The organism is Eubacterium album, from assembly GCF_025336545.1.
Classification (GTDB): domain Bacteria; phylum Bacillota; class Clostridia; order Lachnospirales; family Lachnospiraceae; genus Eubacterium_U; species Eubacterium_U album.
The window spans coordinates 80,113-102,054 of record NZ_JAODBU010000009.1; the positions used below are offsets into that span (position 1 = coordinate 80,113).

Sequence of the window (21,942 nt, forward strand, 5' to 3'; positions counted from 1 at the left end):
ATGGAAAGTGATAAAATAATCGAGTCTATATTAAACGATTTTAATTCATTTAACATAGACGATATACCAAACATTGATTTATATATGGACCAGGTGACAACCTATTTAAATAATAAATTTGAGGGAAGCAAACGTAACGACGACGACAAGCTCTTAACAAAAACCATGATTAATAATTATGCTAAAAGTCGTTTATTACCACCTCCCGAAAAGAAAAAATATTCCAAAGACCATTTAATTCTTTTAATGATGATATTTTATCTTAAAAATATCATTTCAATTAATGATATTGATACGGCCTTGTCCCCATTAATTAAAGATTATTTTAATGATGGAAATAATAGTCTTGAAGAAATTTTTAAATTATTCATTCAATATATGAAAGATACTGACGATAATCAGTCGATTATTGATGCGTACGTAAAATCCAATGAGTATTTTTCAAATTTGGATAATGAAGATAATAAAGAATATTTGCAGACACTTACACTAATTGCGACTTTGACTTACGAATGCCTTTCAAGAAAAATGATTATCGAAAAGTTGATTGACTCTCTTCCAAAGGAGGAAAACTCAAAAGATAAATCTGACAAAAATAAGAGTGATAAGAATAAAACTGATAAATAGTAGAATTTAGTGTAACTGTATTTTAAAAGCCTTAAATTTTGTTTCTAATTCAAAATTTAAGGCTTTTAATTTGTATAAGGTAAGACCTTATTTATGAAACTGAATTTTCAAAAAGCGAAGTGTTAATTACTTTAATATTAAATACTATCTTCTAATCCAGAATGCTCAAAGCTAATCATCATATTTGGCTCTCTTTAATACCATATCATAACCATCATTACCATAATTAAGAGATCTGTTAACTCTGCTGATTGTAGCTGTTGATGCCCCTGTATCTTCTGAAATTTCCAAATAAGTCTTTCCTTCTCTAAGCATCTTAGCTACTTCAAATCTCTGTGATATAGACAATAATTCATTTATAGTACATACATCTTCAAAAAATGTATAACATTCTTCCTTTGTTTCCAATGATAATATAGCTGCAAATAAATGATCTACTTCCTTTGTTCTAACTGACTTACTCATAAATTGCCTCCTGTGTTATCTTTTCTCTTTCACATTTTAGCACTCTAAAGTCTGAAAGTCCAGTCATTTCTTATATTATTTAACTCTTACTTTTTTACTCTTGCTCCATTTTCCGTAAATTTTCTTTCCATCCTGTTTTATGTAAGCTCTGACCTTAAAATAATATTTTTTATTTGAGCTAAGTTTTTTAAAGTTATAAATATTCTTTTTTATCTGCTTTGTGTTATAGCCATAATATTTTTTATTTGTACTATATTTGATAACATAGCCTGTAACATTAGTCTGCTTTTTAATAATTATTTTTACGCTTCTCTTCTTTTTGCTCTTTGCACTAATTATTTTAGTTTTACTATTCTGAATCTGCTGTATAGAAATGTTATCAATATTATTTACATCAGAAACATTGTTAGTTATGTCTGTGTTATTTATATTACTGTTATTTGTTTCATTATTACCGGCATTTCCATTATTAGTTGTGCTGTTGTTCCCACTATTTCCATTATTAGTTGTGCTGTTGTTCCCACTATTTCCATTATTAGTTGTCGTTTCTGCATAACTTGGGTCAGGAATTACTGCCGTTGTTGAAAATGATAAATTCGTTATTTTTGCAATAAAACTTCCATTCTGAGCCATTGGATCCCCATCACTTCTTCCAAATCCAAATTTCAAATCAAGCTTTCCTGCATAATCACTTGGTATGCTCACTTTTTTCTCATAGTTATATGGCTGGTTTTTTACCAATGTAATGTATTCTCCACTAATTGACTCTTCATCGTCTCCTGCAATTTTTACAAATACTTTTTTGCTTTCAGTTGAAACTAATGTACATTTTAATACGTAATCATTTCCGGCATAGTATTTTAATCCTTCTATATTCGCCTGAGCACTCCACTGACTATCACCTTGTATTATTCCTGCATCTGTTACATTTATAGTAACCCCATCAGTTACCTTAGCTCCATTACCAATTACATTTCCATAAGTTCCACACCATGTTTGTCCAAAGAATGAAGTCCATGCACCTGTATATTCACCTATTGCATCCTGGTTAACTGTAATTGTTGGACCTGTATATTTTGTTGATTCCTTCTCAGGCTTCTGATAAACCCTTACCCAGTCAACTTCCATTGTTGCAGGAAAACCATTTTGATTAATATTATATCCTGGGAGTTGTCCACCTACAGCAAGATTTAATATAATAAATTGAGCTTTTCTAAATTCCTCCATTTCAGACTGTGTTGAAATGGTATATCTTTCATATACATATCCATCAACATAAAATGCAGCACTATTCTCATCCCACTCCATTCCATATGTGTGCCATTGGGTTCTATCGCCTACATCATATGTTTTTCCTTTTGTATCAGCCTGACTATTTTTATATGACCAATGAAGATTTGCAAATACCGTATTATTATCATTTATTGCTTCCATAATGTCCATTTCACCACATTTAGGCCATCCTACAGAACTATAATTTGCCCCGAGTGTCCAAAAAGCCGGCCAAATTCCTGAAAATCTTGGAAGTTTCATTCTAGCTTCAATTTTTCCATATTTAAATTCCTGTTTTCCTTTAGAATTAATTCTTCCTGAAGTATAACTTTTACCACCATAGTTTTCTTTTCTGGCAGTAATCTTTAATGTGCCATCACTAACCTGAATATTGTTTGTACGGTCAACATAATACTGAAGTTCATTATTTCCTCCACCATTACCGTTAACTTCTACATTCCAATTATTTCTATTAAGCTCTGTACCATCAAATTCATCACTCCACACCAACTGGTATTCTCCGTCGGCCTTTACATCTTTTGTACTTTCGTTTCCAACAATATACATTCCACTGAACGCAATTGTTGCAGCGCACAATGACGCCATACATTTTCTAAACCACTTTCTCATATTTCTTTTCTCCTAAATCATTTTCTCTTTTTATGATATATGTATATTTAAACAAATGAAAACGTTTTTTACAATATTTTTTGTTAATTTTCACCTATTTTCTTACAAATTTGTTTACTTATATAAATAAAGACCTAATATTTACAATTTTACTTTTGCAAACAATAGGTCATAATTTATTTACTAAAAACTTTTTTACAGTAATTTTTTTAATTCTTCAACACTAAAATTATAATTTGTGTTACAGAAATGACAATTCACTTCAATGTCCTTACCCTCATTAATCATATCTTTAATTTCAGCCTTGTTAATTCCCATTAATGCCTTTGTAACTCTCTCTTTACTGCAGTTGCAATAAAACTGCGTTGGCACCTTATCCGTTATTTCTACGCCTAAATCTCCTAATACAAATTCTAAGATATCTTCCGGTGTCATTCCCTTTTCAAGCATATCTGTTACTGAAGTTATCTTTGCTATTTTTTCTTCCAATGCAGATATTACTTCTTCTTCAGCAAATGGCATAAGCTGTACTATAAATCCTCCTGCCTGCTTTACTGTGTTATTTTTTTCCATCAGAACACCTAACGCTACTGCTGAAGGAACCTGTTCTGATGTAGCAAAATAATATGTTAAATCTTCTGCGACTTCACTTGTACCAAGCGGCACCTGACTTGAATACGGTTCCTTTAATCCCATATCTTTAATTACAGTTAATGTTCCATAACCAATTGCAGCTCCTACATCTAATTTTCCTGCATAATTTGCAGGAATGATTACATTCGGATTTCCTACATATCCTTTTACATTTCCATGAGAATCAGCTGTTACCGTAACTCCATTTATCGGTCCATCACCTTTCATCATAAGTGTAAGGATGTCATTATCACCTTTCATCATAACACCCATCATCGCTCCTCCTGTAAGAAGTCTTCCAAGAGCTGCTGTTGCAACGGGACTCGTATTATGATGCTGTCTTGCTGTTTCTACTATATTTCTTGATGTAATTGCAAATGCTCTAATCTGATTATCAGCCGCCATTGCTCTTACAATATAATCTTCGCTCATTTAATTTCTCCTTTATTTTTATTTCTATATTTCATTTCCTCGATTGTTTTTCTATTTTTACTTATTTGCTCTGGCAATCACATAAACCCTTTCCTGATTATCATTTGCCAGATTTTTAGTAAATGCCTCATACGCCGTTATATATTCAAGTCCTGCTTCCTCTAAAGCCTGACGTATTTCTTCTAAATAATAAGCTTTTTCATAATGATTTTCCGTAAATTTGTCATATCTGCCATCTTCACCCTGAACAAATATTGACAAATTATATTCATTTATGCGCTCTTCTTCATAAAATGTATTTTCCCAAATAAAGCTACAGTCTTCTCTGTCTTCCGCTATTACTGACTCTCCAATCTGTTCAAACTTTCCAACAGTATTTAAGTCAAATATGAAAATTCCTCCCGGGTCTAAATAATTTCTTACGAGTTTAAATGTTTCTACAACATCTTCATATTCAGTAAGATAATTTAGCGAATCGCAAATGCTTACAACTGCAGCAACTGTTCCATATAATTCAAATCCCCTCATATCCTGAAGCAAATACAATATAGATGTATCGTCACCTCTTTTTTCCATCGCTATATTAAGCATTTCCTGAGAGTTGTCTACTCCAATCATGTCATAACCATTATTTGCAAGAATCTCTGTTATATTTCCTGTGCCACAACCAAGGTCTAATACAATTCCATCCTTCACTTCATATTCATTTAATAATTCTATTAAATATTTGCCCCATTCCTCATATGGAATATTATCCATTAATTCATCATAAACTGCGGCAAATCCGGTATAAGCATCCATATTTTTCTCCTAAAACTATAACATTCTTTTGACTAAAACCATAATAGTTTACCTTAAAGCTAATATAAAAATATACAATGTCACCACACGCATAGCAGGTGGTTTATAGTTCTAAAACAATCACACGCTGCGTGATTGTCTTACTCAGACTAAAGTCCATAATAAACTAAAGCGGCCAAGCTAACAGCCGGACCGCCCTATAATTATCTTCCACAACAGAATTTGTATTTCTTTCCACTTCCACATGGGCATGGATCATTACGTCCAATCTTCTTTTCCTTAACGATTGTTCCTGACTTTTTCTGTTCTCTATATAATTCCTTCTGTCTTTCTGGTGTAAGAATGTCATTCCATTCTTCTAAGCCGTATAACCAATCTGCCTTAGCTTCAACCATGTTCTTGTATAATAATTCAGGATCATATTCAAGACTTACTTCTGTATCTTCTTCAAATGTATCAATTGGGTTAGATACCTTTAAGCTGTCATTAATTCCATCTAAAAATCCTACCATTGTAAGTACTTCCATATTGTACTTATCAGCAAGTTCTTTAATAGTTCCTTTTACTACAACATCTTTGTTTCCAAGAATATCTTTGTAAACTTCTTTTTCCTGAACAAAATATGCATCCCAAAATGCATCAAACTGCTGCTGCGTCTGATTCTGATTGTAAGCAATCTCTCTCCAAGTTTCTAATAAGTACTTTTTCTCTGCCATTACGCAAATTCCTCCATAACTTAACTTTCATTATAATTTAATATCTGTAATTACATTTTTAATTGATTTGCGTAAACAAACTACGCATACTTTAGATATTATACGAATAAATGTTAATAATTGCAATAAAACTTTTTATTAGATTTTTCTTATTAAATAATATTTTTGTTACTTTTATGCTTTTATTTTCTAATTTATTATTCTATAATACAAAAAGTATTTGTATATAAAGAAATAATATTACTTCTTAAAGGAGCATTCTTATGGATAAAATTAAAAAAATTTTGGTTTTTGCTACAATTGGAATTCTTGCTGTTTTAATTATTGCATGTCTTGTTTTTGCGATAATGGGAAACAATTCAGCATTTATGGCCTGTGCATGGAGCATCGTTGTTCTTCCATGTTTGATATACGCTATTTTACTGATAGCTAAGGTTTTAGGTAGGAAATAGTTACATTTAGATGGAGACTGGCAATTCTATTATTATGCGTAAGCATTTAGACTTGTTTTTTCGGATATTTTTATTCTCCAACTTGGGCATCATAGATAGGCAATGTGCCATCTGTACTCATAGACCTTCGGTCTATTTCGTCAGTGGCTTCGCCCTTTTAATCTCTTTCTTTTTTGTAACATATACAGACAGGCAATTCGCCATCTGTACTCATAGACCTTCGGTCTATTTCGTCAGTGGCTTCGCCCTTTTAATCTCTTTCTTTTTTGTAACATATACAGACAGGCAATTCGCCATCTGTACTCATAGACCTTCGGTCTATTTCGTCAGTGGCTTCGCCACATACAAAAATAGAGAGAGATACTCTCTTGTGAGTAAACTCACATCGTGTATCTCTCTCTATTTTTGTGCGATGGCTCATTGCCTATCTGTATATGATTTCATGTCTTCCCGGTCCGTTTGATACCATTGTGATTGGTACTTCTAATTCTTTTTCTATAAATTCAATGTATTTACGGCAGTTTTCCGGAAGCTTGTCATATTCTGTAATTCCTCTGATTTCTTCTTTCCATCCAGGAAGTACTTTATAAACAGGTTTTGCTTTTGCAAGCTTTGCTGTTACAGGGAAGTCTCTTGTAACTTCTCCATCTATTTCATATCCTACACATACTGGAATTTCATCTAAATATCCAAGTACGTCTAATACTGTAAGTGCAACTTCTGTAGCACCCTGCATTCTACATCCGTATCTTGAAGCAACTGCATCAAACCATCCCATTCTTCTTGGACGACCTGTTGTAGCTCCGAATTCACCACCGTCACCACCACGGCGTCTAAGTTCATCTGCTTCATCTCCAAATATTTCACTTACGAATTCACCTGCTCCTACTGCACTTGAATATGCCTTAACAACAGTAATAATATCTTTAATTTCATATGGTGGAATACCTGCTCCAATTGCACCATATGCTGCAAGTGTTGAAGAAGATGTAACCATTGGGTAAATACCAAAATCAGGATCTTTTAATGAACCTAACTGTCCTTCTAAAAGAACTGTTTTGCCTTCTTTTAATGCATTGCTGATAAATAATGATGTATCAGCAACATATGGTTCAACGATATCTCTGTACTCATGTAATGTCTTTAATAATTCTTCAGGGTCAATTAATGGTTTGTGATACATATGTTCAAGCATAACATTTTTCATTTCTGCTACTCTATATACTTTTTCTTTTAAAATGTCATCATCAAACAATTCTGAAACCTGGAAACCAATCTTTGCATATTTATCTGAATAAAATGGAGCAATACCTGACTTTGTTGAGCCAAATGACTTTCCTCCAAGTCTTTCTTCTTCGTAAGCATCAAAATCAATATGATATGGCATAAGAATCTGTGCTCTGTCTGAAACAAGGATGTGTGGTTTTGGAACACCCTTTGAAACTATTTCATCTATTTCTTTCTGAAGGTATGGAATATTGAGTGCAACACCATTACCGATAATACATGTTGTATGCTGGTAAAATACACCTGATGGAAGTAAATGTAATGCAAATTTACCATAGTCATTTATAATTGTATGACCTGCATTGCTTCCTCCCTGAAATCTAACGATTATATCAGACTTTTCACCAAGCATGTCTGTAATTTTACCTTTACCTTCATCGCCCCAGTTGGCACCTACTATTGCTCTTACCATTTAGTATCCTCCTAAACTTTGTACCTGGTAAATAACTGTTTACCTGTATTAGTCAAACTCCTAAAATATGGTTTACATAACTAAAGCCCATGGTTTGACCACATACATTATACTATCTAACTGCAAAAAATGCTAGTAAATGTTTATAAACCTTATAAATTTCTTAATCTGCATCTGGTTCTTACACATTATCGGTAAGTATATGCTATAATACTTTTAAATGTCAGATAAGATTTTACAAATATCTAGCACATAACAGTCCGTATATTAAAAAGAAATACAAAATATAAACATATATAAGGAGGATTTTTATGAATTATCGTATTGAGGGAGATACACTCCCGGTTGTAATTATGAATCTTGAAGCCGGTGAAAGCATTATTACCGAAGGTGGTGGAATGTCATGGATGTCACCAAACATGTTAATGGAAACAACTACTAATGGTGGAATTGGAAAAGTACTTGGAAGAGCATTTTCAGGAGATACCTTATTTCAAAATATTTACACAGCCCAAGGTGGTCCCGGTGAAATTGCTGTTGCTTCATGTTTTCCGGGTTCTATTAAAGCATTTGAAATAACTCCAGGCAATGCAATGATCTTACAAAAATCTGCATTCTTAGCTTCATCACGTGGAGTTGAACTTTCTATGCATTTTAGAAAAAAATTAGGTTCAGGTTTATTTGGTGGTGAAGGCTTCATCATGCAAAAGGTTGCAGGCAACGGAATTGTATTTGCAGAATTTGATGGTCATGTTGTTGAATATAATCTTGAAGCAGGTCAACAAATTGTTGTAGACACAGGACATCTTGCAGCTATGTCTGAAAGCTGTCAGATGGATATTAAGACTGTTCCTGGCGTAAAGAACATCTTATTTGGTGGCGAAGGAATTTTCAATACATATATTACAGGTCCTGGAAGAGTATGGCTTCAGACAATGCCTATTTCAAATATGGCATCTACACTTGCCCAGTACATCCCAACATCTTCAAAATAATTTTTGTTTAAATTAAAAATATAAACATAAAAGCACCTACCTTTTACAACTATAGTGTATTATGCAAATTCAAATCTAAAATTTGAAATTGTTTCACGTTTGTTGAAGGATAGGTGCTTTTTATTTATAATTCATTATCTCTAGATTGAATTTTACAAAATAATTTTAACTTTCTTGATTTTATATGACTATGATTTCTCATTATTCAACTTCATGTCATCATATTAATTCTGTAAATCCATGTCATCATCCATTGAATCATTGAAAAATTCATTTCCTCTGATACGTTTTTTATCTCTCTGTTCATCTACATTATCAGAAAGCAAATCTCTTACCTTTACAGCCTCCTTTATAGGTCCAACAATAAAATTAGTTGCTGATTTATCAGCTGAATCACAGAACAATTTGCCAACTCCAAACATTCTTTCCCAAAGACTTGCCTTATATGTAATGTCTGTAATTCTGTAAAGCATGATTTCATCTTCTTTAATGTTTAAAAATCCGCTTTTAATAATAAGTCTCGTATCTGTAAGTGTATATTTTGTAAATGAAATTGGAAGTCCAAATATTGTTCTTTTCTTATCTGACCACAATTCCTTTTCTGTGCTTCTTCGTCCGTTTTCTTCTATTACTCTGCTCATAATAAAACCCTCATTTCTATCTTTGTTATTAATTACTCATTTTATTTTAATAAAATTTCTGTAATATGTAAACTAATTATCTCCTGATAGTCTTTCTCATTTTTTAATCAACTGGCAAAATCTTTATTCCATATCTCCTAATTTCAGTTTCATCATTCCTGGCAAAATCTTTATTCCATATCTTCTAATTTCAGTTTCATCATTCCTGACATTATACATCCGCCTGCTGCCCCACAATCTGTAATTAACTTTATTTGTTCATCTGACAGCTTAATTCCCCCAATTGCATAGACCGGAATGTTTACCGCTTGACACACTTCTTTTAAAAATTCTAATCCTCTTGGTGGAACACCTTTTTTGCAATCTGTTGCAAATATATGTCCTGCACTTATGTATGTCGCACCTAGATTTTGTGCTTCAATTGCTTCCTCTACCGAATGAACCGAAGTCCCTATTATTTTAAATCCTGATAAGCATTTCTGATTTTCTCTAAGTTTAAAAAGAGGCAGATGGATTGCATCACACTCTAACTTTTTTGCCACATTAGGATAAAAATGTAATATGCACTTAACATTATTTTTTTTGCAAATATCAAGTATCTCATTTGCAAGAGTCATATACTCATCCTCCGGCAAATCTTTTTCTCTCAAAATTATAGCTTTTGGATGAAATTTGCACACTATTTCTACCTGCCTGGCTAATGACTTTTCGCTTAAATGTCTGTTTGTAACGCATATAACTTTATCATTTATATATCCGTTTTCTTTGATTTTATTTTCATATGTGTCACTCATAAACTTCACCTACCACAAAAATAAACTCTCTTCCCTTCCACTTGTTATACATAACAAATTTTGTGTGTTATGCATAATAAGCATTTATAAGTTTTCTTACTTTTCTAAAATAGCTCATAAACTCCATCTGCTATACATAAATATAATCACTCATTACAGGTTGCATTCCAACCTTTAATAAATCATTATATATTTCATCAACCGAACGTCCGTCGGAAATTTCAAATTGGTCATCACCTTTATCTTCAATGTCCTTTGCATGACTTCCAATTCCTGTACTAACGCCGGCTGAAATCTTAGTAGCGGCTATCTGAACAAGATTATCTCTGACTCTTGCACATTCTCTTGTTGATACTGTTATGCTTGCAAATGGCATAAATAATCTGTATGCGCATACAACCTGCAAAAGCTGAGTCTCGTGAACATCCATAGGATTAATTCTATCGTTATTAATAATCGGTCGCAATCTTGGACACGAAAACGCAATCTCTGCATGTGGATATTTTCTCTGTAAAAGATATGCATGATATCCTGTAGCAAATGCATCTTTTCTAAAGTCATCAAGTCCTAAAAGTGCACCGAATCCAACACCTCTCATGCCACCTTTTAATGCTCTCTCCTGTGCATTCACTCTATATGGGAAAATTCTCTTATGCCCCGCTAAATGCAAAGTTTCATATTTGTCTGAATTATAAGTTTCCTGAAATACCGTAACATAATCAGCTCCACATTCATGCAAATATGCATATTCGTCTGAGTTTACAGGATAAATTTCAAGTCCGATTACCTTAAAATATTTTCTTGCTATTTTGCAGGCATTTCCAATATATTCAACTGTTGATTTTGCACGGCTCTCCCCTGTTAAAATCAAAATTTCCTGAAGTCCTGTATCAGCGATTGCCTTCATTTCCCTATCTATTTCTTCATCATTAAGGCAAGCTCGTTTTATTTTATTGTGGCAGTTAAATCCGCAGTAAATACAGTAATTTTCACAATAATTTGCAATATAAATTGGTGTAAACATATAAGTGCTGTTTCCAAAATGTTTTCTTGTTTCTATCTGTGCTGCCTTGGCTATCTCTTCAATAAATGGAAGCGCTGCCGGTGATAGTAACGCCTTAAAATCCTCAACACTTCTTTCTGTATTGTTAAGTGCTCTCTTTACATCATATTCTGTATATTTGTCATAGTCATAATTGTTCATTTCGCTAACAACTTTATCCATTATTTCTGAACCGATGTTTTCCATCCCCGGCAAATATTCCATATGATTAATTCTGTTTTTCTTCTGGTCTTCTAAAATCTGTTCGCTTAAAATACTCTCATTTACATGATTGTTATTCTGTTCATTTTTCATTTTTTAAAGCCTCCTGTTAATCATGCAAAAATCCTGTTAATGGTGATGATGCACTTGCACCTTTTTCTATAGTCTGTCCAAGTCCGGCTAGATATGCACTTCTTCCGGCCTCAATTGCTTTCTTAAATGCTTCAGCCATAACTTCCACGTCTCCTGAAGTAGCAATTGCCGTATTTGCCATTACAGCAGTAGCTCCCATTTCCATTGCCTCACACGCCTGTGAAGGTCGTCCAATTCCTGCATCTACAATAATTGGCAAATCAATTTCATCTATAAGTATCTGGATAAACTCTTTTGTTGCAAGTCCTTTATTTGAACCAATTGGAGCTCCTAACGGCATTATGCAGGCTGCCCCTGCTTCTTTTAACGCCCTTGCTGCATTCAAATCAGGATACATATATGGCATAACAACAAATCCTTCTTTTGCTAAAATTTCTGTTGCTTTAATCGTCTCATAGTTATCCGGAAGCAAGTATTTAGAATCATGAACTACTTCTAATTTAACAAAATTGCCACATCCCATTTCTCTTGCCAGACGTGCAATTCTTACTGCTTCATTTGCATTCCTTGCTCCTGATGTGTTAGGTAATAAAGTAACATTGTCCGGAATGTAATCCAGTATATTTGCCATTCCACCTTCATTTGCACGGCGAAGTGCTAATGTAACAATCTGTGTCTGTGCTTTTTCAATACATGCTTTAACTAAATCAAGAGAAAATTTTCCTGATCCCAAAATAAAACGAGATTCAAACTCATGTCCTCCAATTGAATATGTATCCTTATTCATAATGTTCCTCCTTTAACACTGCTTCTAAATCAAAATCTTAACTCTACAATATTCTTAAAATAAATGTTGCAATTACCTATCGCTATAATTTTTCCTGCTTAAATGTCACAGTTTCATATCGCTATAATTTTTCCTGCTTAAATGTCACAGTTTCATATCGCTATAATTTTTCCTGCTTAATTAAACATCTTAGCCTGACATATTATATTTTCAAATCAGCCTCCACCCATAAAAGTTAGGATTTCAAGGCAGTCTTCGTCTTTTAAATATGTTCTTTCATACATATCTTTTGGCAAAATCTTTTCATTTAATTCAACAACTATATGTGCCTGAACATATCCGTTTTTTTCTAAATACTCGCTTACTGTAGTTGATTTATTCAAAACAAAATCTTTTCCATTTATCTTCATTATTTTCCTCCTTCCATATCACTAGCCAAATAAAAAAGGAGTCCACAAAGAAACTACACCCGTGGTGGTGTACCCCTTCATGAACTCCTGTTCAATCTCAACTGTACAATATTTAAATTTAAATTATTTTAATTTAATGATGTCAAAATTGTATGAATGCTTTGTATATTATCTCCTACAAGCCACACTTTTTTCTAACATCATTTACTGTTCTTAAGTCTTGACTTTATTTAATCTATTTTAGACTCGTCTTAAAGTATAAAATACATAAATTTAATTGTCAACATGCTTTATTGGCTTAAAATTGTTGCTTATACTAAATCTATTTTTTCAAAAGCAATTTTTTTGACAAATTACATAATTGATATAATTTTAACTTTCTATTTTTGCTCAATAACAGGATTTTTATACAATTCTTTCTATATTTATGCAGTTTTTGGAATTGCGTACTTTTTCCTACTATGGTATACTAGTGAAGATTTTAAGTAGAATATAAATATTTATTATGTTAAGGAGTTTACTATGTACAAAATTTTAAGAAGAAAACAGCTTAACGATACAGTTGTACTTTTAGAAATAGAAGCACCTTTTATCGCAAAAAAAGCAAAAGCTGGACAGTTTATTATTCTTCGTATTGATGAATATGGTGAAAGAATGCCTCTTACAATCGCAGATACAGATCCCAAAAAGGGTTCTGTAACAATCATTTTCCAGATTGTAGGTCAGACAACAATGATTCTTTCTAAGTTAAATGAAGGAGACGCTTTATTAGATTTTGTTGGGCCATTAGGTGCAGCAACAGAATTAGACGGAGTAAAGAAAGCCTGCGTTATCGGTGGTGGTGTTGGATGTGCCATCGCTTACCCATCAGCTAAAGCTTTATTTAATAATGGTGCTAAGGTTGATGTTATCGCCGGATTTAGAAATAAAGATATCGTTATTCTTGAAGATGAATTCAAGGATGTTTGCGACAATTTATATATAACAACTGATGATGGTTCTTATGGCGAACAGGGATTTGTAACAAACAAATTACAAAGCCTTATCGATGCCGGAAATGACTATGATTTAGTTATCGCCATCGGACCTGTTCCTATGATGAAATTCGTTGCAAAAGTAACAGAACCATACAATATTAAAACTTTAGTTTCATTAAACCCTATTATGATTGATGGAACAGGTATGTGTGGTGGATGTCGTGTTACTGTAGATGGAAAAATTAAATTTGCATGTGTAGACGGTCCTGACTTTGACGGACATAAAGTTGATTTTGATGAATTAATGAAACGTAATTCTACATATAAAGAAAAAGAAGCTCACGACAAAGAACATTGTCGTATGTATAAAATGGCTGGAGGTGACAAATAATGGCAAATATGTCTTTAACAAAAGTTCCTATGCCTGAGCAGGAACCAAATGTAAGAAATAAGAATTTTGAAGAAGTTGCCATGGGATACACTCCTGAAATGGCTATTGAAGAAGCAACAAGATGTTTAAATTGTAAGCACAAACCATGTGTAAACGGTTGTCCTGTAAATGTTAGAATTCCTGAATTCGTTGAACAGGTAGCTGCCGGAGAATTTGAAAAAGCTTATGAAATCATTACAAGCACAAACGGGCTTCCTGCTGTATGTGGTCGTGTATGTCCACAGGAATCACAGTGCGAAGGAAATTGTGTTCGTGGTATAAAGGGTGAACCTGTAGCAATCGGACGTTTGGAAAGATTCTGTGCTGATTACCATATGGCAAACAGCCTTGCTGCACCGGAAAAACCTGTTAGCAACGGAAGAAAAGTTGCTGTTATCGGTGCCGGTCCTTCAGGACTTACATGTGCCGGAGATTTAGCTAAGAAAGGTTACCAGGTTACTATATTTGAAGCATTCCACAAAGCCGGTGGTGTTTTAGTTTACGGTATCCCTGAATTCAGACTTCCAAAGGCTATCGTTCAGAAGGAAGTTGATAACCTTGCTGCTCTTGGTGTTGACATTGAGACAAATATGGTTGTAGGTAAGGTTCTTTCAATCGATGAAATTTTTGATATGGGCTATGAAGCATGTTTCGTAGGTTCAGGTGCCGGACTTCCATCATTTATGGGAATCGAAGGCGAAGCTTTAATCGGTGTTTATTCAGCAAATGAATACTTAACACGTGCTAACCTTATGAAAGCTTACTTACCTGAATATGATACACCTATTATTAAGAGCAAAAATGTTGCTGTTGTAGGTGGTGGTAATGTTGCTATGGATGCTGCAAGAACTGCAAAGCGTCTTGGTGCTGAAAATGTATACGTAGTTTACCGTCGTGGTATGGAAGAAATGCCTGCACGTAAGGAAGAAGTTCATCATGCAATTGAAGAAGGAATCATCTTCAAGAACTTAAATAATCCTGTAAAACTTATCGGCGACGAAAATGGTCGTGTTTCTAAAATGGAATGCGTTAAAATGGAACTTGGTGAGCCTGATGCTTCAGGAAGAAGACGTCCTATCGAAGTTGAAGGAAGTAATTTTGAACTTGATGTTGATACAGTTATCATGTCAATCGGTACTTCACCAAACCCATTAATCAGAACAACTACTGAAGGTTTGGAAGCAAATAAGCGTGGATGTTTAGTTGTAAACGAAGAAACTCTTCAGACAACACGTGAAGGAATCTACGCAGGTGGAGATGCTGTTACAGGTGCTGCTACTGTTATCCTTGCTATGGGTGCAGGAAAACAGGCTGCTGAAAGCATTGATGCTTACTTACAGAATAAATAATTAATTAATATATAATAAAATGCCAGGGTGTGTTTAAATGCGTAGCGTATGACAATCCGTAGGCATCAAAGTCAAGGATTTTTGACCCCGACTATATAAAAAAGACCTGCTCAATTTAATATACATTTATAATCTTAAATGTATATTAAATTGAACAGGTCTTTTTATAACTTATGCCATCAGTTATTTTTCATTATTATCATCTGTTGTTTTTGCCACAATGTATCGTGGTCTCATTTTTACTTCCTCATAAATCTTTGAAATATAGAAACCAATTACACCTAAACTCATCATCAAAATACTACCTATAATAAGTAAAAGTAAAATAACTGTTGTAAATCCTTCTAATGATTTTCCACTAAAATATTTCACTAATGAAAAAATTCCGAAAATAATAGAGAACACAAATAAAAACATCCCACAACCGGTAACTATCTGCATAGGTGCAACTGTAAATGACGTAATATTGTTAATTGCATATTTAAAAAGAGATTTAAATGACCATTTTGATACTCCGGCTTCTCTTTCCTGGACATCGAATTCCACATATGTAGTTTTAAATCCAACCCATGATGACAATGCTCTGAAAAATACCTGTCTTTCAGGTAAAGCAATAAACGCATCTACAACCTGTCTATCTAACAGTTTAAAATCTGATGCCCTTGACATATCAATCTTTGTTGCATCACTTATAATTTTATAAAATGTCTTTGCAAATAATTTATGAATTGCACTTTCTTTTCCTCTTGTCGCCTTTACTCCTTCAACAACCTGAAATCCCTGCTTCCAAAGTTTATACATTTCCACTAAAGTTTCAGGCGGATGCTGCAAATCGCAATCCATAACTGCGCAACAATCACCATGAGCGAATTCAAGCCCCGCAAATACTGCTCCTTCTTTTCCAAAATTTCTTGAGAAGCAAATTCCTTTAACTTTTGGATTAGCCTTACTTGCTATTTCAATTTCTTCCCATGTATTATCTTTTGAGCCATCATTTACAAATACTATTTCATAATCTATATTATTTTCCTCTAAAATAGTTGATACAACATTTGCTGTTTTATGAAGCATCGCTCCCTCATTGTATGCCGGAATTACCACCGATAAAATACTCATTTTTTTAGTTTCTCCTTGTAGTCCAATTATTTTTAATACTGCATTAGTAAATACTTATCATCTTAATTGCTTTATTATTTATTTTAAATCTTCATATAGTCAGAAAACTTTCGTTTTTAACTTATTCTTCACTATAGAAAATGGCACATTTGACAGCTTTATGCCACCCTTTTACCATTCTTTCTACCTTTTTTTTATCCATATCAGGCTCAAATGTTTTTTCAATTCCCATATTGGCTTTTATTTCTTCCTTGCTTGCCCAATACCCTGTTGCAAGTCCTGCAAGATATGCTGCACCTAAACCTGTAGTTTCAATTACATTTGGGCGTGCTACATTTGTCTGCAATATATTTGACTGGAATTGCATAAGAAGGTTATTTGCGCAAGCTCCTCCGTCTACTTTTAACGAATTAATTGAAGTATCTGAATCACTTTCCATTGCCTTTACCAAATCATATGTCTGATATGCCAATGACTCAAGTGTTGCCCTTACAAAATGTTCTCTGCTTGTTCCTCTTGTAAGTCCTACAACCATTCCACGGGCATTCTGCTTCCAATATGGAGCGCCCAAACCTGTAAAAGCAGGTACAACATAAACTCCATTTGTATCTTCAACTTTAGAAGCCATATCCTCACTCTCCGGTGCACTTTCCACAAGTTTCATTTCATCACGAAGCCACTGAATCGCTGCTCCCGCTACAAAAACACTACCTTCAAGTGCATACTCAACTTTTGCATCGGTTGATGCTGCTATTGTTGTAATAAGCCCATTTTGCGATTCAACAGGTGTGTTTCCTGTATTCATCAATAAAAAGCATCCTGTTCCATATGTATTTTTAACATCGCCTTTTTCAAAACATCCCTGTCCAAACAATGCTGCCTGCTGGTCTCCTGCCACTCCTGTAATCGGAATATTATTTCCCAATATATCTTTGCTTGCATAACCAAATATTCCACTTGAAGGTTTAACCTCAGGAAGCATTTGCTTTGGTATGTTTAACAATTCAAGCAATTCATTATCCCATTTCAATTCCTTAATGTTAAATAACATTGTTCTTGAAGCATTTGTATAATCTGTTACATGAACACTTCCACCACTTAATTTCCATATAAGCCATGTATCAATAGTTCCAAATACAAGTTCTCCCGCTTCCGCTCTCTTTCTCACTCCGGAAACATTGTCTAAAATCCATTTAATCTTTGTCCCTGAGAAATAAGCATCGGGAATCAATCCTGTCTTTTTCTTTATCAAATCACTCTTTCCCTGTTTTTCCAAATCATCAATAATATCAGCAGTTCTTCTACACTGCCATACAATCGCATTATACACCGGTTTTCCTGTATTCCTGTCCCACACAATTGTAGTTTCTCGCTGATTAGTGATTCCTATTGCTTCTATATTATTGCCACTAACTCCAGCCATATTCATTACTTTTCTTATTGAAAGTAACTGTGTCAGCCAAATTTCTTCCGGATCATGTTCAACCCAGCCGGGTTTTGGGAATATTTGTGTAAATTCCTGATTTGCCTGAGCTATTATTTCACCTTTTTTATTAAACAAAATGCATCTTGAACTTGTAGTTCCCTGATCAAGTGCCATAATGTATTTTTCCATATGTAACTTCGCGTAATTCCAAATAATCATCACACAGAAATATTTAAATTACGCTCCTCCTTCATTATTTTCACGTTCTAAAACTCATATATAATTGTACCATATTTTATTAAGATGAAATATTAATATTTTCTTTTTATATTGTAAATTTATTCTTTATAAATGCAAGAATTCATGCTTGCATTGCAAATGATTTTTCGTCTTTCATTTACTACGTTTCCTCCATTTTTCAATTCACAATTGTTAAATGTTTTATTATAACAGAGTCAAAATGTCTAAATCCACATGAACATAAGCTGGCAAAAATTCTTAGGCACGTCCCGATACGCTCATTAAAGGCGATTGCTTTTTACCCCGATGTCATATTTCCCTAACATAATAGCTAAATATTTTATCATATTTTTAAAAATAAGTGTTGACAAATTAGGATTCATTAGATATTATAATATCAGTAATCGTTACTATTATTGTTATGGAGGAAAGCAAATGGTCAAATACAGTAAGCAACGTGAGTTAATCAGAGAAAACTTATTAAGCCGATATGATCATCCTACAGCAGACGATGTTTATGCAAGTGTTAAGCTAATACTTCCTAACATCAGTCTTGGAACTGTATATCGTAATCTTTCATTTCTGGTTGAACAAGGTGAAGTCCTTTCATTAAAATTAGGCGATGGTAAGGAACATTTTGATGGGCACACAGAACCCCACTACCACTTCATCTGCACAGAATGCGGTAAAGTTGAAGATATATTTATGAAAGAGTTACAGATTAACAAGATAGCTCAAGATCATTTTGACGGAATAATAAAAGGTCACCAAACTTACTACTACGGCATTTGTCCTAAGTGCAATAAGAAAGATTAGTAAGTCACTAAAAAATAATTATATATAATGGAGGAATTAAAAATGGCAAAATTTGTATGTTCAGTATGTGGTTATGTACATGAAGGAGATTCAGCACCTGAAAAGTGTCCAGTATGTGGTGTAGGTGCAGATAAGTTTAACAAAGTTGAAGAAGGCGAAAAAGAATGGGCTGCAGAACACGTTGTAGGTGTAGCTCAGGGAGTAAGCGAAGATATTCTTGCTGACTTAAGAGCAAACTTTGAAGGTGAATGCTCAGAAGTTGGAATGTACCTTGCAATGGCAAGAGTTGCTCATAGAGAAGGATATCCTGAAATCGGTTTATACTGGGAAAAAGCTGCTTATGAAGAAGCTGAACACGCTGCTAAATTTGCAGAATTACTCGGTGAAGTTGTAACAGACAGCACAAAGAAAAACCTTGAAATGAGAGTTGAAGCTGAACACGGTGCAACAGCTGGAAAATTTGACCTCGCAAAGAGAGCAAAAGCTGCAAACCTCGATGCAATCCATGACACAGTACATGAAATGGCAAGAGACGAAGCAAGACACGGCAAAGCATTCGAAGGCTTATTAAAGAGATACTTTGGCTAATTACGAGCAACGTTAAAATAAATAGCTTACACCTGGGAGTTTACTCACAAAGGTGTAAGCTATTTTATTTTAATGTTGTGACAATCTCCAGCGAGAAGTAGTGAAGCGGATTCGAGCTGGAGGTTGCTCGTAATTTATACGACAGCCGTCCATGAAATAGCCCGCAGGGCTATGAATGGTGCTCGGCTTTTTTAATGTTGTGACAATCTCCAGCGAGAAGTAGCGAAGCGGATTCGAGCTGGATGTTGCTCGTAATTTATACGACAGCCGTCCATGAAATAGCCCGCAGGGCTATGAATGGTGCTCGGCTTTTTTTAATATTGCGACATAAACTGCTCGTAATTTACCATTGAATTATTTATATAAATTTGATACTATAGATATAGAAAAAGGTACTACCGATAGACGGTTAGTCACAAATATTTTAGTTAAAAAAGTAACCAAACCATTTGCAGACGGCGGTTACTTTTTTAAGTTATTTATATATTCTATAAGTATGGTAACTATAATCGAAATAATCATCAACACTATGTATAAAATCTCAAAATCACTCATTAAGTAAATCCAGATTTCTTCCTATGAAGATTTCCATGTAATCAGAGGATTTAGTCCCTCTTCTGAAGGACTAACCGCCTACCGTTTCTAGGTAGTACCCAAAGATATCATATCAAATCCGCTAAATTGTTGCAACAAATTGTTTGTGCATCAGCTTAATCTCATTATTTATTTACAAAATTCACTAATATAAAAATATGAAAAATTACTACCGATAGATATTTCGCCCTCAATAATTTTATTTAGAATAAAATGTGCATAAATAATGATGTATCTATTACTTCAACTTAATAAAAACTCCTACTCCTCTATCTCCTCGAACTTTAATCCATATTCTATGGCATAGGCCTCTACAAGAGAACCTTTAACTCCAATAATTGTACATTCAAGAGGTATTGGCTCTTCATCCCTAGAATAATTAGGATTTTTAATCCATGCATCTTTCAGTATATCTACTTCTCCCGCATAAACAGTTACACTTTCTAAGAAAGTACATCCGGCAAAAGCTCTCATTCCTATTTTTTCTAAAGTTTCCGGTAAAACAATATTTTTCAAACTTGAGCAATTTTCAAATGAAAGAAATCCAATTGCTCTTGTTTTCTTTCCTAAAGTAACGCTTTCTAAATTTTTACAATTCATAAACGTTTTAGAAAGAATAGCTGTAACTTTATCAGGAATAACAATATTTGTAATTCCACTTCCATTAAATGCGCTACTATCAATTTCTTCTAAATCATCAGGTAACTGTATACTAGTTAAAGAACTGCAACCCATAAATGTCTCTTCACCTATAGTCTCTACACCCGATGGCACATTAACACTCTCTAACTCATAACAATTTTTAAATGCTCTATCACCTATTCCTGTAACACTTTCCGGTAAAACAACTGTCTTTAAATAATCACATCCTTCAAAAGCTGAACTTCTGACAATCTGAATTCCATATGAAACTACGACTTTCTCTACATCCATATTGTCCATAAATGCGTCAGAATCAATCAACCACACTTTCACGCCATTAAGTTCATTAGGAACAGTTATTTCTTTATCACTTCCATGATAACCTTCTATTGCATATCTTCCATCTAAATCCATCACTATCCATTTCCCTATGGTAATGTTATTGTTCGTTTCTTCTTCATTATCTGTCCCGTTATCAGATGGCCTTTTCGTTGTGACTTCTTCTTTTACCGCTTCTTTAATAATAGATTCTTTAGTAGTAGTCTCATTTACAATTGTATCTTTATTATCATTCTTAATAACATCTTTATTTGTCACCTTTTCATTAACTATAATCTTGCATTTTAATACTTTCTTCCCAAATTTAGCATAAATTACAGTTCTACCTTTCTTTACTGCCTTAACCTTTCCTTTTTTAGTAACTACGGCTACCTTTTTATTCTTACTGCTCCACTTAATCTTAGACTTTGTTCCCTTAACCTTTAAAAATATGCTGTCACCTTCATACATAGCTACACTTTTCTTAGTAAGCTTTACCTTAGTGGCTGCGTCAACAGTTACAAATACTGCACATAAGCTAATAATCATTGCAGTTAAAACAACTAAAATTTTTTTCTTGTTCATATACCCTCCATTAATTAATACATTTTTAGTTCCGATTAATTTTAACATAACAATATCGTCTTTGCAACATTTAGTATATGTGACATTTCTTATTTATATTGCAACTTTTATTTTCCTGATAACTTGACTAAATTTAATTTATTTTTCTTG

21 protein-coding genes are annotated in these 21,942 nt (G+C 33.7%); 7 read left to right on the forward strand and 14 right to left on the reverse strand.

The features are described from left to right. Entirely contained in the window at positions 1–627 is a 627-nt protein-coding gene (locus N5B56_RS10375; RefSeq protein ID WP_260978890.1) for a DUF1836 domain-containing protein, read from the forward strand. Positions 628–798: 171 nt separating this feature from the next. Here N5B56_RS10375 and N5B56_RS10380 read toward each other — a convergent pair whose 3' ends face one another. From N5B56_RS10380 to N5B56_RS10400, 5 genes are all read right to left on the reverse strand, one after another. After that, complete coding sequence (locus tag N5B56_RS10380; RefSeq protein ID WP_022088956.1) at positions 799–1,092, reverse strand: YerC/YecD family TrpR-related protein; 294 nt, start codon at positions 1,090–1,092, stop codon at positions 799–801. Between the two features lie 75 nt (positions 1,093–1,167). After that, positions 1,168–2,994, reverse strand: coding sequence for a family 16 glycosylhydrolase (locus N5B56_RS10385; RefSeq protein ID WP_260978891.1), 1,827 nt, complete (start codon positions 2,992–2,994; stop codon positions 1,168–1,170). 195 nt (positions 2,995–3,189) lie between these two features. After that, positions 3,190–4,059: an Hsp33 family molecular chaperone HslO gene (hslO, locus tag N5B56_RS10390; RefSeq protein WP_022088958.1), complete on the reverse strand. Its 870-nt coding sequence runs from the start codon at positions 4,057–4,059 to the stop codon at positions 3,190–3,192. A gap of 57 nt (positions 4,060–4,116) precedes the next feature. Continuing rightward, the gene (locus tag N5B56_RS10395) at positions 4,117–4,860 is read right to left on the reverse strand and encodes a class I SAM-dependent DNA methyltransferase (RefSeq protein WP_260978892.1); all 744 of its coding nucleotides are present in this window, start codon (positions 4,858–4,860) and stop codon (positions 4,117–4,119) included. 203 nt (positions 4,861–5,063) lie between these two features. Then, entirely contained in the window at positions 5,064–5,576 is a 513-nt protein-coding gene (locus N5B56_RS10400) for an SEC-C metal-binding domain-containing protein (RefSeq protein WP_022088960.1), read from the reverse strand. A gap of 263 nt (positions 5,577–5,839) precedes the next feature. Here N5B56_RS10400 and N5B56_RS10405 point away from each other — a divergent pair, with 263 nt between their 5' ends. After that, positions 5,840–6,028: a hypothetical protein gene (locus N5B56_RS10405; protein WP_260978893.1), complete on the forward strand. Its 189-nt coding sequence runs from the start codon at positions 5,840–5,842 to the stop codon at positions 6,026–6,028. A 424-nt stretch (positions 6,029–6,452) separates the two neighbouring features. On the opposite strand, the gene N5B56_RS10410 is transcribed toward N5B56_RS10405, so the two are convergent. Continuing rightward, positions 6,453–7,727 (reverse strand): adenylosuccinate synthase, encoded by a 1,275-nt coding sequence (locus N5B56_RS10410; protein ID WP_022088962.1) that lies wholly within the window; start codon positions 7,725–7,727, stop codon positions 6,453–6,455. Between the two features lie 311 nt (positions 7,728–8,038). Here N5B56_RS10410 and N5B56_RS10415 point away from each other — a divergent pair, with 311 nt between their 5' ends. Further along, on the forward strand, positions 8,039–8,722 hold the full coding sequence (locus N5B56_RS10415; protein WP_022088963.1) for a TIGR00266 family protein: 684 nt from the start codon (positions 8,039–8,041) through the stop codon (positions 8,720–8,722). Positions 8,723–8,946: 224 nt separating this feature from the next. Here N5B56_RS10415 and N5B56_RS10420 read toward each other — a convergent pair whose 3' ends face one another. From N5B56_RS10420 to thiS, 5 genes are all read right to left on the reverse strand, one after another. Beyond that, entirely contained in the window at positions 8,947–9,363 is a 417-nt protein-coding gene (locus N5B56_RS10420) for a PH domain-containing protein (RefSeq protein ID WP_260978894.1), read from the reverse strand. Positions 9,364–9,533: 170 nt separating this feature from the next. Continuing rightward, positions 9,534–10,157, reverse strand: coding sequence for a thiamine phosphate synthase (locus N5B56_RS10425; protein WP_022088965.1), 624 nt, complete (start codon positions 10,155–10,157; stop codon positions 9,534–9,536). Between the two features lie 130 nt (positions 10,158–10,287). Further along, positions 10,288–11,424 carry a 2-iminoacetate synthase ThiH gene (thiH, locus tag N5B56_RS10430; RefSeq protein ID WP_346432198.1) on the reverse strand — a complete coding sequence of 379 codons (1,137 nt, stop codon included), beginning with the start codon at positions 11,422–11,424 and terminating at the stop codon, positions 10,288–10,290. A 106-nt stretch (positions 11,425–11,530) separates the two neighbouring features. Beyond that, the gene (locus N5B56_RS10435; RefSeq protein ID WP_147586667.1) at positions 11,531–12,301 is read right to left on the reverse strand and encodes a thiazole synthase; all 771 of its coding nucleotides are present in this window, start codon (positions 12,299–12,301) and stop codon (positions 11,531–11,533) included. A 215-nt stretch (positions 12,302–12,516) separates the two neighbouring features. Next, a complete protein-coding gene (gene thiS / locus N5B56_RS10440; protein ID WP_260978896.1) occupies positions 12,517–12,711 on the reverse strand; it encodes a sulfur carrier protein ThiS in 195 nt (64 codons plus the stop codon). 522 nt (positions 12,712–13,233) lie between these two features. Here thiS and N5B56_RS10445 point away from each other — a divergent pair. Beyond that, a complete protein-coding gene (locus tag N5B56_RS10445) occupies positions 13,234–14,079 on the forward strand; it encodes a sulfide/dihydroorotate dehydrogenase-like FAD/NAD-binding protein (RefSeq protein ID WP_022088969.1) in 846 nt (281 codons plus the stop codon). After that, positions 14,079–15,467, forward strand: a complete 1,389-nt coding sequence (gene gltA, locus N5B56_RS10450; protein ID WP_022088970.1) for an NADPH-dependent glutamate synthase — start codon at positions 14,079–14,081, stop codon at positions 15,465–15,467. Before N5B56_RS10445 ends, gltA begins: the two co-directional genes overlap by 1 nt. A 183-nt stretch (positions 15,468–15,650) precedes the next feature. Here the strand turns inward: gltA and N5B56_RS10455 are convergent, their stop codons facing one another. Both N5B56_RS10455 and glpK read right to left on the reverse strand, forming a co-directional pair. Beyond that, a complete protein-coding gene (locus tag N5B56_RS10455) occupies positions 15,651–16,583 on the reverse strand; it encodes a glycosyltransferase family 2 protein (protein WP_022088971.1) in 933 nt (310 codons plus the stop codon). Positions 16,584–16,704: 121 nt separating this feature from the next. After that, entirely contained in the window at positions 16,705–18,198 is a 1,494-nt protein-coding gene (gene glpK, locus N5B56_RS10460; RefSeq protein WP_147586663.1) for a glycerol kinase GlpK, read from the reverse strand. A gap of 486 nt (positions 18,199–18,684) precedes the next feature. On the opposite strand from glpK, the gene N5B56_RS10465 reads away from it, so the two are divergent. Both N5B56_RS10465 and N5B56_RS10470 read left to right on the forward strand, forming a co-directional pair. After that, positions 18,685–19,065, forward strand: a complete 381-nt coding sequence (locus N5B56_RS10465) for a Fur family transcriptional regulator (protein WP_022088973.1) — start codon at positions 18,685–18,687, stop codon at positions 19,063–19,065. A 42-nt stretch (positions 19,066–19,107) separates the two neighbouring features. Continuing rightward, positions 19,108–19,653: an NADH peroxidase gene (locus tag N5B56_RS10470; RefSeq protein WP_022088974.1), complete on the forward strand. Its 546-nt coding sequence runs from the start codon at positions 19,108–19,110 to the stop codon at positions 19,651–19,653. 855 nt (positions 19,654–20,508) lie between these two features. Here N5B56_RS10470 and N5B56_RS10475 read toward each other — a convergent pair. Further along, entirely contained in the window at positions 20,509–21,792 is a 1,284-nt protein-coding gene (locus tag N5B56_RS10475) for a leucine-rich repeat domain-containing protein (protein WP_260978897.1), read from the reverse strand. Positions 21,793–21,942: the final 150 nt, after the last annotated feature.

Bases quoted from the DNA above. Each gene is read 5' to 3' on its own strand.
- N5B56_RS10455 (WP_022088971.1), bottom strand. From the start codon at position 16,583: ATGAGTATTTTATCGGTGGTAATTCCGGCATACAATGAGGGAGCGATG.
- N5B56_RS10400 (WP_022088960.1), bottom strand. From the start codon at position 5,576: ATGGCAGAGAAAAAGTACTTATTAGAAACTTGGAGAGAGATTGCTTAC.
- glpK (WP_147586663.1), bottom strand. From the start codon at position 18,198: ATGGAAAAATACATTATGGCACTTGATCAGGGAACTACAAGTTCAAGA.
- N5B56_RS10375 (WP_260978890.1), top strand. From the start codon at position 1: ATGGAAAGTGATAAAATAATCGAGTCTATATTAAACGATTTTAATTCA.
- hslO (WP_022088958.1), bottom strand. From the start codon at position 4,059: ATGAGCGAAGATTATATTGTAAGAGCAATGGCGGCTGATAATCAGATT.
- N5B56_RS10475 (WP_260978897.1), bottom strand. From the start codon at position 21,792: ATGAACAAGAAAAAAATTTTAGTTGTTTTAACTGCAATGATTATTAGC.
- gltA (WP_022088970.1), top strand. From the start codon at position 14,079: ATGGCAAATATGTCTTTAACAAAAGTTCCTATGCCTGAGCAGGAACCA.
- N5B56_RS10415 (WP_022088963.1), top strand. From the start codon at position 8,039: ATGAATTATCGTATTGAGGGAGATACACTCCCGGTTGTAATTATGAAT.
- thiS (WP_260978896.1), bottom strand. From the start codon at position 12,711: ATGAAGATAAATGGAAAAGATTTTGTTTTGAATAAATCAACTACAGTA.
- N5B56_RS10435 (WP_147586667.1), bottom strand. From the start codon at position 12,301: ATGAATAAGGATACATATTCAATTGGAGGACATGAGTTTGAATCTCGT.
- N5B56_RS10470 (WP_022088974.1), top strand. From the start codon at position 19,108: ATGGCAAAATTTGTATGTTCAGTATGTGGTTATGTACATGAAGGAGAT.
- N5B56_RS10425 (WP_022088965.1), bottom strand. From the start codon at position 10,157: ATGAGTGACACATATGAAAATAAAATCAAAGAAAACGGATATATAAAT.
- N5B56_RS10465 (WP_022088973.1), top strand. From the start codon at position 18,685: ATGGTCAAATACAGTAAGCAACGTGAGTTAATCAGAGAAAACTTATTA.
- thiH (WP_346432198.1), bottom strand. From the start codon at position 11,424: ATGGAATATTTGCCGGGGATGGAAAACATCGGTTCAGAAATAATGGAT.
- N5B56_RS10385 (WP_260978891.1), bottom strand. From the start codon at position 2,994: ATGAGAAAGTGGTTTAGAAAATGTATGGCGTCATTGTGCGCTGCAACA.
- N5B56_RS10420 (WP_260978894.1), bottom strand. From the start codon at position 9,363: ATGAGCAGAGTAATAGAAGAAAACGGACGAAGAAGCACAGAAAAGGAA.
- N5B56_RS10380 (WP_022088956.1), bottom strand. From the start codon at position 1,092: ATGAGTAAGTCAGTTAGAACAAAGGAAGTAGATCATTTATTTGCAGCT.
- N5B56_RS10445 (WP_022088969.1), top strand. From the start codon at position 13,234: ATGTACAAAATTTTAAGAAGAAAACAGCTTAACGATACAGTTGTACTT.
- N5B56_RS10405 (WP_260978893.1), top strand. From the start codon at position 5,840: ATGGATAAAATTAAAAAAATTTTGGTTTTTGCTACAATTGGAATTCTT.
- N5B56_RS10410 (WP_022088962.1), bottom strand. From the start codon at position 7,727: ATGGTAAGAGCAATAGTAGGTGCCAACTGGGGCGATGAAGGTAAAGGT.
- N5B56_RS10395 (WP_260978892.1), bottom strand. From the start codon at position 4,860: ATGGATGCTTATACCGGATTTGCCGCAGTTTATGATGAATTAATGGAT.